The sequence below is a fragment of the Paraplanobispora takensis genome, from assembly GCF_016863195.1.
Classification (GTDB): domain Bacteria; phylum Actinomycetota; class Actinomycetes; order Streptosporangiales; family Streptosporangiaceae; genus Planobispora; species Planobispora takensis.
Genome location: NZ_BOOK01000057.1, coordinates 64,508 through 73,207, shown reverse-complemented (window position 1 = coordinate 73,207; position 8,700 = coordinate 64,508). Strand labels below are relative to the sequence as shown.

Annotated in this window: 8 protein-coding genes; 5 read left to right on the top strand and 3 right to left on the bottom strand. The window is 71.1% G+C overall.

All coding sequences use genetic code 11. The annotated features are described in order from the left end of the window. Window positions 1-177: 177 nt before the first annotated feature. Window positions 178-1,182, top strand: coding sequence for an ornithine carbamoyltransferase (gene argF, locus Pta02_RS34220; protein ID WP_203879149.1), 1,005 nt, complete (start codon window positions 178-180; stop codon window positions 1,180-1,182). 3 nt (window positions 1,183-1,185) lie between these two features. Next, the gene (gene arcC, locus Pta02_RS34215) at window positions 1,186-2,121 is read left to right on the top strand and encodes a carbamate kinase (RefSeq protein ID WP_203879148.1); all 936 of its coding nucleotides are present in this window, start codon (window positions 1,186-1,188) and stop codon (window positions 2,119-2,121) included. Between the two features lie 119 nt (window positions 2,122-2,240). Here the strand turns inward: arcC and Pta02_RS42090 are convergent, their stop codons facing one another. Continuing rightward, window positions 2,241-3,422: an MFS transporter gene (locus Pta02_RS42090; protein WP_203879147.1), complete on the bottom strand. Its 1,182-nt coding sequence runs from the start codon at window positions 3,420-3,422 to the stop codon at window positions 2,241-2,243. A 152-nt stretch (window positions 3,423-3,574) separates the two neighbouring features. Between Pta02_RS42090 and Pta02_RS34205 the strand changes: the two genes are divergently transcribed. Both Pta02_RS34205 and Pta02_RS34200 read left to right on the top strand, forming a co-directional pair. Continuing rightward, window positions 3,575-3,817 carry a hypothetical protein gene (locus Pta02_RS34205; RefSeq protein ID WP_203879146.1) on the top strand — a complete coding sequence of 81 codons (243 nt, stop codon included), beginning with the start codon at window positions 3,575-3,577 and terminating at the stop codon, window positions 3,815-3,817. After that, a complete protein-coding gene (locus Pta02_RS34200; RefSeq protein WP_203879145.1) occupies window positions 3,817-3,993 on the top strand; it encodes a DUF7737 domain-containing protein in 177 nt (58 codons plus the stop codon). The genes Pta02_RS34205 and Pta02_RS34200 overlap by 1 nt, the downstream gene beginning before the upstream one ends. 60 nt (window positions 3,994-4,053) lie before the next feature. Here the strand turns inward: Pta02_RS34200 and Pta02_RS34195 are convergent, their stop codons facing one another. Further along, window positions 4,054-4,827, bottom strand: coding sequence for an SDR family NAD(P)-dependent oxidoreductase (locus Pta02_RS34195; protein ID WP_239131451.1), 774 nt, complete (start codon window positions 4,825-4,827; stop codon window positions 4,054-4,056). A gap of 14 nt (window positions 4,828-4,841) precedes the next feature. After that, a complete protein-coding gene (locus Pta02_RS34190) occupies window positions 4,842-5,324 on the bottom strand; it encodes a MarR family winged helix-turn-helix transcriptional regulator (protein WP_239131446.1) in 483 nt (160 codons plus the stop codon). 113 nt (window positions 5,325-5,437) lie between these two features. Here Pta02_RS34190 and Pta02_RS34185 point away from each other — a divergent pair, with 113 nt between their 5' ends. Continuing rightward, window positions 5,438-8,623 (top strand): efflux RND transporter permease subunit, encoded by a 3,186-nt coding sequence (locus tag Pta02_RS34185; protein ID WP_203879142.1) that lies wholly within the window; start codon window positions 5,438-5,440, stop codon window positions 8,621-8,623. Window positions 8,624-8,700: the final 77 nt, after the last annotated feature.

The window sequence follows — 8,700 nt, the reverse complement described above, 5'->3', positions numbered from 1 at the left end:
CCCCGCGTCCGATCCTCTCCCGGCCGGACGCGACCGCATCCGGCTCCGCCGCATCCTCCGCCTGCCGGCACCCCGTCACCCGCCCCGGCAGACCCCCCTCCGCGTCTCTTCCCGCGCATCTTTCCCCATCCGATCCCGCGGCGATCCTGACGGGATCCGCATCACGGAGCACACGACATGGCATTCAACCTGCGCAACCGCAGTTTCCTGAAGGAACTCGACTTCACCCCGGAGGAGTTCGAGTATCTGATCAGGCTGACCGCCGACCTCAAGGCCGCCAAGTACGCCGGCACCGAGCGACAGCGGCTCAGGGGCAAGAACATCGCCCTGATCTTCGAGAAGACCTCCACCCGCACCCGCTGCGCCTTCGAGGTCGGCGCCTACGACCAGGGCGCCGGCGTCACCTACCTCGACCCGGGCGGCTCGCAGATGGGCCACAAGGAATCGGTCAGGGACACCGCCCGGGTGCTGGGGCGGATGTACGACGGCATCGAGTTCCGCGGCCGCAGACAGTCCCACGTCGAGGAACTGGCCGCCTACTCCGGCGTGCCGGTCTGGAACGGCCTGACCGACGAGTGGCACCCCACGCAGATGCTCGCCGACATGCTCACCATGCAGGAGCACAGCGACAAGCCCCTGCACCGGGTGTCGTACGCCTATCTCGGCGACGCCCGCAACAACATGGGCAACTCGCTGCTGGTCACCGGCGCCATGCTCGGCATGGACGTGCGCCTGGTGGCGCCCCGGTCGTTGTGGCCCGACGAGGTCGCGGTCGTCAAGCCCGCCCGGGAGCTGGCCGAGGCCACCGGCGCGCGCATCACCCTCACCGAGGACGTCGCCGAGGGCGTGCGGGGCGTCGACTTCCTCTACACCGACGTGTGGGTCTCCATGGGCGAGCCCAAGGAGGTGTGGGAGGAGCGCATCGGGCTGCTCATGCCGTACCAGGTGAACACCGCCCTGGTCGAGATGACCGGGAACCCGGGCGTCAAGTTCATGCACTGCCTGCCGGCCTTCCACAACCGGGAGACCGCGGTCGGCGACGAGCTGTTCGTCAAGACCGGCCACGAGGCGCTGGAGGTGACCGAGGAGGTCTTCGAGTCGCCGCGCTCCATCGTCTTCGACCAGGCCGAGAACCGCCTGCACACGATCAAGGCCGTCATGGTCGCCACCCTGGGGGGCTGAACGATGCGCGTACTGGTCGCCCTCGGGGGCAACGCGCTGCTGCGGCGGGGGCAGAGGCCCGACGCCGACCTGCAGCAGGACAACGTCTGCCTGGCCGCCGCCTCGCTGGCCGAGCTGGCCCGGGAGCACGAGCTGATCATCACGCACGGCAACGGCCCGCAGGTCGGGATCCTGGCGCTGGAGAGCGCCAGCGACCCCAACCTCACCAGGCCCTACCCGTTCGACACGCTCGGCGCCCAGACCCAGGGCATGATCGGCTACTGGATGCTCCAGGCACTGCAGAACGCGCTGCCGGGACGCCAGGTCATCGCCATGATCAACCAGACGCTCGTCTCGGCGGTCGATCCGGCCTTCGACGACCCGACCAAGTTCGTCGGCCAGGTCTACGACCGGGCCGAGGCCGAGAGGCTGGCCGCGGAGAACGGCTGGACGGTCAAGCCCGACGGGCCGCACTGGCGCAGGGTGGTGCCCTCGCCCCATCCGCAGCGGGTGGTGGAGACCCGGCTGATCCGGGGACTGATCCGTCAGGGCGTCGTGGTGGTCTGCGCGGGCGGCGGCGGCATCCCGGTCATCCGCAACGAGAAGGGCCGGCTGCAGGGCATCGAGGCGGTCATCGACAAGGACCTCACCGGGTCGATGCTCGCCGAGGCGCTCGAGTGCGACGCCTTCCTGGTCCTGACCGACGTGCCACGGGTCATGCGGGACTTCGGCACTCCCGGGCAGCGGGAGATCCGCCACACGACCCCGCACGAGTTGCGCGGGCTGGACTTCCCGGCCGGGTCGATGGGACCGAAGGTGGAGGCGGCCTGCCGGTTCGTGGAGACCACCGGCGACATGGCCGCGATCGGCAGGCTGGACCAGGCCCGGCAGATCCTGGAGGGTACGGCGGGCACCATCGTCACACCCGGCGCCACCTGGCCCCTGGCCAGCACACTGTGACGCAGGACCGGCGCCGCACCGGTGACCGGCACGCCGGGACGACGGCTCCGCGCCTGCGCGGCGCGGAGCCGTCATCCCGCGTCCGGCCCCGCCCCGTCCGCGTGGACCGGTCCGGCGGGTCAGCGGGCCCGGTCGTCCGCCGGTCGGCGGGGCCGCAGCGCCCCCGCCGACAGGCCCATGAAGGCCGCCAGGGCGGCGGGGATGGCCAGCGCACCGGGCAGGCCGGCGAGTTCGGAGACGGCGCCGATGATGGCGGGCCCGGCGACCAGGCCGCTGTAGCCGACGGTGGCGACCTGGGCGATGGCCTGCCCGGCCCGGGCGGGGTCGTGGTTGCCCGCGGCGGAGAAGACCTGGGGGACGATGGTGGCCAGGCCGAGGCCGAACAGGGCGAACCCGGCGATCGCGACGGGGACGTTGCCGATGATCAGCGCGGTGCCGAGGCCGAGGGCGGCGACGGCGCCCGAGACGCGCACCAGCGGGACGGGCCCGTAGCGCAGGGCGAGGTGGTCACCGGCGAAGCGGCCGACGGTCATGGCGGTGGAGAAGACGGCGAAGCCGAGGGCGGCGACGCTCTCGGAGGCGCCGAGGTCCTCGAAGAGATAGACGGAGGTCCAGTCGACGGCCGCGCCTTCGCCGACCAGGCCGGCGAAGGCGACGACGCCCATGAGGACGATCCAGCCGGTCCACCGGGCCCGGCCGGCGGCGGAGGAGGAGTCCTGCCGGGCGGGGGCGGTGCGGGGCAGCAGGTGACGCCCGGCGTACAGGGAGATGAGGGCCAGGGCCAGGCCGGTGGTCAGGAGGGTGACGCCGGCGCCGAGGCCGAGCAGCGCGAACAGGCCGCCGATGCCGGCGCCGATGAGACCGCCGATGCTGAACATGCCGTGGAAGGAGGACATGATGGGACGGCCGTAGAGGCGTTCGACCTCGACGCCGTGGGCGTTCATGGAGACGTCCAGGGAGGCGTTGACGACGCCGTACAGGAACAGGACGAGGAGAAGGCTGACGAGATCGGGCGCGTAGCCGGCGGGGACGATGGCCAGGGCGGTGCCGATGCCGGCCGGGACGATGACGCGGGCGCTGCCGAAGTGGTCGGTCAGCCGGCCGGCGAAGCGCATGCCGACGATGAGGCCGACGGCGATGGCGAGCAGGGCGTAGCTGAGCTGGCCGTCGGTGAGGCCGAGGCTGCTCTTGACCGCCGGGATGCGCGCGGCCCAGACGCCGGAGACGGTGCCGAGCAGGATGAAGAAGTAGGACACGGCTCGGCGGGCCTTGGCGGCCTGCTGGGTCGTGGCGGTACTCATGGGGCCCCCGAGGTCGATGATCAGCTCAGAATGGTCATTCAACCATCTAGCGGGCGAAAAGCCTTCAACAGCCGAAAAGCCCAATAGTTGAAAGCCTCCCGCCCGCGCGGGAAGCCGACCGGCGCCGCTCGGCGGGCGGCGACCAGGGCGAGGTGGCGCGCGAGCTGGCGGGCTGGCAGGCCCGCTGGGCCATGGGCATCGTCTCCGCCCCCGGGGCCGGGACCACCATGCTGTGCGCCACCGAGGCCGTCACCTTCCACCGCGACGGGCAACCGGCGTCGATGGCCGATCTGCCGCCGCTGGTGCTGTCGGAAATCCTCCGCGAGGCCGACCTCGCCGTGGGCGTGGCCTCGGTCGCCCGCGACGACCGGGCGCTGATCGGCCACGAACGCTAATGGAGCCCGACGACGCATACCTGTGCATCGTCCCGGCGGGCGGGCGCGCAGCCGGATCGGTGTTCCTGCCGTTCGAGGACGGCGGGGGGACGCTGTCGGTGATCCTTTCGAAGGCGTACCTCCTGGCCGACGACACGGCGATCACGGACCCGACGATCACCCGGCAGCTCGGCTGAACGACCGCCTGGCTGCAACGAGAGATCAGAGCACAGCGGAGATCGTTCTGCTGGGACCTCTCAGTGCACCGAGAAGCCGCCGTCGACGCAGATGGCCTGGCCGGTGATGTAGGCGCCGGCGGGGGAGGCGAGCAGTACGGCCACGCCCGCGAAGTCGGCCGGCAGGCCGTTGCGGCCGAGCATGGAACGGGCGGCCAGGGCCTCGACGCGGCCGGGGACGGCCTGGGCCGGTTCGGTCAGAGGGGTCAGCACGAAGCCCGGGATGACGGTGTTGCTGGTGACGCCGCGCGGGGACCACGCCTCGGCCTGGGAGCGGGACAGCCCGGTGACGGCGGCCTTGGAGACGCCGTAGGCGCCGCTGTCGCCGAAGGCGGAGATGCTCTGCTGGGAGCCGATGTTGATGATGCGGCCCCAGCCGCGCGCGGCCATGCGGGGGCCGTAGTGCTGGCCCAGCAGATAGGGCGCGGTGATGTTCAGGGCCATGGTCTGCTCGTAGTCCTCGACGCTGAGGTCGGCCATGGGGTGGCGGATGTTGTTGGCCGCGTCGTTGACGAGGATGTCGATGTCGCCGTGGTGGTCGGCCGCCTGGGCGCAGACGCGCTCGACGTCGGCGCGCTCGCCGAGGTCGGCGCTGATGGAGGCGGCCTCGACGCCGTGCTCGCGCAGCCGCGCGGTGGCGGCGTCGAGCTGTCCGGGGCGGCGGGCGACGATGACGATGCGGGCGCCGGCGCGGCCGAGGGCCTCGGCGATGGCGTAGCCGATGCCGGAGCTGCCGCCGGTGACGAGGGCGGTGCGGCCGGCCAGGGAGAACAGGTCGTCGAGATATCCAGGCACGACCAAGGAACCTATCATCCCACCTTTGATTCGGGGGGATCTTCGTAAAGTTCGGCGGCCACGGCCTGCACGCGGTCCATGACGTCGTACAGGTCGCGCAGGAGCCGGGTGTCCAGGCGCTGCAGCAGCAGGCGGAAGTCGTCGATGCCCGACTCGGAGATCCGCTCCACGAGGGTGCGGCCCTCGGGGGTGAGCTCGACGCGGCGCACCCGGCGGTCGCTGGGGTCCTCGCGCCGGGTGACGAGGCCGTGGCCGATGAGGCGGTCGACGATGCCGGTCACGGTGCCCAGCCCGACGCCGAGGTGCTGGGCGAGGTCCTGGCCGGAGGCCGAGCCCCGCACCGACAGCAGCAGGACGACCTTGAGCTGGCGCATGGTCAGGTTGGAGTCGAGCAGGGGAGAGGACTGCTGACGGCTCTCCGCGAAGAAACGGCCCAGCTCACGCTGTATCTGTCCGATCCGGTCGATCAGCCGGTCGCGTTCGTCGTCCACACTCACCTCTCGCTTCCTGAGAAGGTTATCAGGATTGTAAGGCGTCATTAAATATTCGTGTGAAGCGAAGTGTTAGTCTGTGGCGAAATTTACTGTGACGTCCATAGGAGTCCGCCCTCATGACCGCCTTGGCCAGGTTGAGCCTCGCCAACCGCAGCCTCGTCATAATGATCGCGGTCGTGTTGAGCGCCTTCGGCGCCTTCGCGATCCCGTCGTTGAAACAACAGTTGCTGCCTTCACTTTCGTTCCCGGGGGCCTTCGTGGTGGCCCCGTACATCGGCGCCTCCCCCGAGATCGTCGAAGACCAGGTCACCCGGCCGATCGAGAACAGTTTCCAGGGCATCGCGGGGGTCACCGAGGTGACGTCCACCTCCAGGGAGGGGATGTCGCAGGTCCAGGTGGCCTTCGAGTACGGCACCGACATCGAGGCCGCCGTCAGCAAGATGCAGCAGGCCATCTCGCGCATCGACAACCGGCTGCCGGAGGGCGTGGACCCGCAGGTCCTGGCCGGCGGCACCGATGACATCCCGGTGCTGGTGCTGGCGGTGGGCGACGCCGGCGACGCCCGCGCCACGGCCGACAAGCTGGAGCGGAGCGTCATCCCGGAGCTGAGGGCGGTCGAGGGCGTCCGCGAGGCGACGGTGACCGGCGTCCGCGAGGAGAACGTGATCATCACCCCGGATGCGCGGAAACTCGCGGTGCGCGGCCTGCAGCCGACCGCGATCACCGACGCGCTCCGGGCCAACGGCCAGCCGATCCCGGCCGGCAGCCTGACCGAGGACTCGATGTCGCTGACCGTCCAGGTCGGCAGCCGGATCGGCTCGATCGAGGAACTGCGCAACCTCTATCTGACCCCGGCGGCACCGGCCCCGACCCAGCAGGGCCAGCGCCGCCAGGCTGCCCCCGAGCCGGTCAAGCTCGAAGACGTCGCCACGGTGGAGCGCGAGCCCGCCCAGGCCACCACGCTGACCCGCACCAACGGCGAGCCCAGCCTGGGCATCTCGATCACGATGACGCCCGACGGCAACGCGGTGGCGATCTCGCACGCGGTCCAGGAGATGCGGGCCGACATCGTCCGCGCGGTCGGTGACGCCTCAGAGGTGACGGTCGTCTTCGACCAGGCGCCCTACGTGGAGCGCTCGATCGAGGACCTGACCACCGAGGGCCTGCTGGGCCTGGCGTTCGCGGTGCTGGTCATCCTGGTCTTCCTGCTGTCGGTGCGCTCGACGCTGGTGACGGCGGTGTCGATCCCGCTGTCGGTGGTGATCGCACTGATCGCGCTGTGGCTGGGCGACTACTCGCTGAACCTGCTCACCCTGGGCGCGCTGACGATCGCGGTCGGGCGCGTGGTCGACGACTCGATCGTGGTGCTGGAGAACATCAAGCGGCACCTGGGGTACGGCGAGGCCAAGCGCGACGCCGTGCTGGCGGGTGTGCGCGAGGTGAGCGGCGCGGTGACGGCCTCGACGCTGACGACGGTGGCGGTCTTCGCGCCGATCGCGGTGGTCGGCGGCATGGTCGGTCAGCTGTTCGCGCCCTTCGCGATCACGGTGACGGTGGCGCTGCTGGCCTCGCTGCTGGTGTCGCTGACGGTGATCCCGGTGCTGGCCTACTGGTTCCTCAAGGCCCCGGTGCTCACCCCGGAGCAGGCCCGGGTGGTCCGCGAGGAGGCCGAGGCCAAGGAACTGCGCAGCCCGCTGCAGCGCGCCTACCTGCCGGTGCTGCGCTTCGCGACCCGGCGGCGCCTGGTGACGGTCATGGTCGGCATCCTGGTGTTCGTCGTCACGATGGGCCTGGCCGGGCGGCTGGAGACCAACTTCCTGGACTCCTCCGGGCAGGACACGATCTCGATCAGCCAGCGGATGCCGGTCGGCACCGACCTGGCCGGCACCGACGCGGCGGCCAAGAAGGTCGAGGAGGTCCTCGCCGACCTCGAAGGCGAGGGCGTGCAGTCCTACCAGGTCAACGTCGGCGGCGGCGGCGGCTTCCTGGGCGGTGCCACCGGCGGCGGCGGCGACCGTGCCTCGTACTCGGTGACGGTGACCGAGGAGGCCGACTCCACCGCGCTGGAGAACACGCTGCGCGAGCGGCTGACCGCGCTGAAGGATGCCGGTGAGATCACCGTGGGCGGCGGCGGTGGCGGCGGCATGGGCGGCTCGGCCAACCAGCTCCAGGTGATCGTGCAGGCGCCGGACCTGGCGACGCTGGAGACGGCCGCCGAGACCGTGCGCGGCGCGATGGCCGGCCTGAGCGGGCTGCGCGACGTCTCCTCCAACCTGGAGTCCAGCGCCGAGCGCATCCACGTCGAGGTGGACCGTCAGAAGGCCGCCGCGAGGGGGCTCAGCGAGGCGGTGATCGGCCAGCTCGTCGCGCAGCGCTTCCGCGGCGCGCCGCTGGGCGAGATGACGCTGGACGGGCAGGCCGGCGATGTGATCCTGCGCAGCGGTGACGCGCCGGAGAGCGTCGACGACGTCCGCGAGCTGAAGCTGCCGACCGCGGCCGGTCTGATCGAGCTGTCCGACGTGGCCGACGTGAAGAAGGTCGCCGGGCCCACGCAGGTGACCCGGATCGACGGTGAGCGCAGCGCCACGGTCTCGGGCACGGCCACCGCCAGCGACCTGGGCAGCGTGACGCAGGAGCTGACGACGAAGCTGCAGGGCCTGACCCTGCCGGCGGGCGCCTCCTACACGATCGGCGGCGTCAGCGCCGACCAGGCCGAGGCGTTCGGCCAGCTCGGGCTGGCGATGCTGGCCGCGATCGCGATCGTCTTCATGATCATGGTGGCGACGTTCCGCAGCTTCGCCCAGCCGCTGATCCTGCTGGTGTCCATCCCGTTCGCGGCGACCGGCGCGATCGGCCTGCTGCTGATCACGGACACGCCGATGGGCGTGCCCGCCCTGATCGGCATGCTGATGCTGATCGGCATCGTGGTCACCAACGCGATCGTGCTGATCGACCTGATCAACCAGTACCGCGATCAGGGCATGGGCGTGGTGGACGCGGTGATCGAGGGCGGCCGGCGCCGCCTGCGGCCGATCCTGATGACCGCGGTCGCGACGATCTTCGCGCTGATCCCGATGGCCCTGGGCCTGACCGGATCGGGCGGGTTCATCTCCCAGCCGCTGGCCATCGTGGTGATCGGCGGCCTGCTGTCCTCGACGATGCTGACGCTGGTCCTGGTCCCGACCCTGTACGTGATGCTGGAGCGGACCAAGGAGCGCTTCCGCCGCAAGAAGAAGAACGGCGGCCCCGAACCCGAGGCGGAGGTCTCCGAGAAGGACGAGCTGGCCAAGGCCACCACGTAGCCGGCCTCCTGTCCCCGCCCGCCGTACGGTGAACGCCGTACGGCGGGCGGAGGGGAGGGGCGGGCGGGAGTGGAGCC

Coding starts and splice junctions, on each gene's coding strand:
- arcC (WP_203879148.1), top strand. CDS start 1,186: ATGCGCGTACTGGTCGCCCTCGGGGGCAACGCGCTGCTGCGGCGGGGG.
- Pta02_RS34200 (WP_203879145.1), top strand. CDS start 3,817: ATGGAGCCCGACGACGCATACCTGTGCATCGTCCCGGCGGGCGGGCGC.
- Pta02_RS42090 (WP_203879147.1), bottom strand. CDS start 3,422: ATGAGTACCGCCACGACCCAGCAGGCCGCCAAGGCCCGCCGAGCCGTG.
- Pta02_RS34185 (WP_203879142.1), top strand. CDS start 5,438: ATGACCGCCTTGGCCAGGTTGAGCCTCGCCAACCGCAGCCTCGTCATA.
- argF (WP_203879149.1), top strand. CDS start 178: ATGGCATTCAACCTGCGCAACCGCAGTTTCCTGAAGGAACTCGACTTC.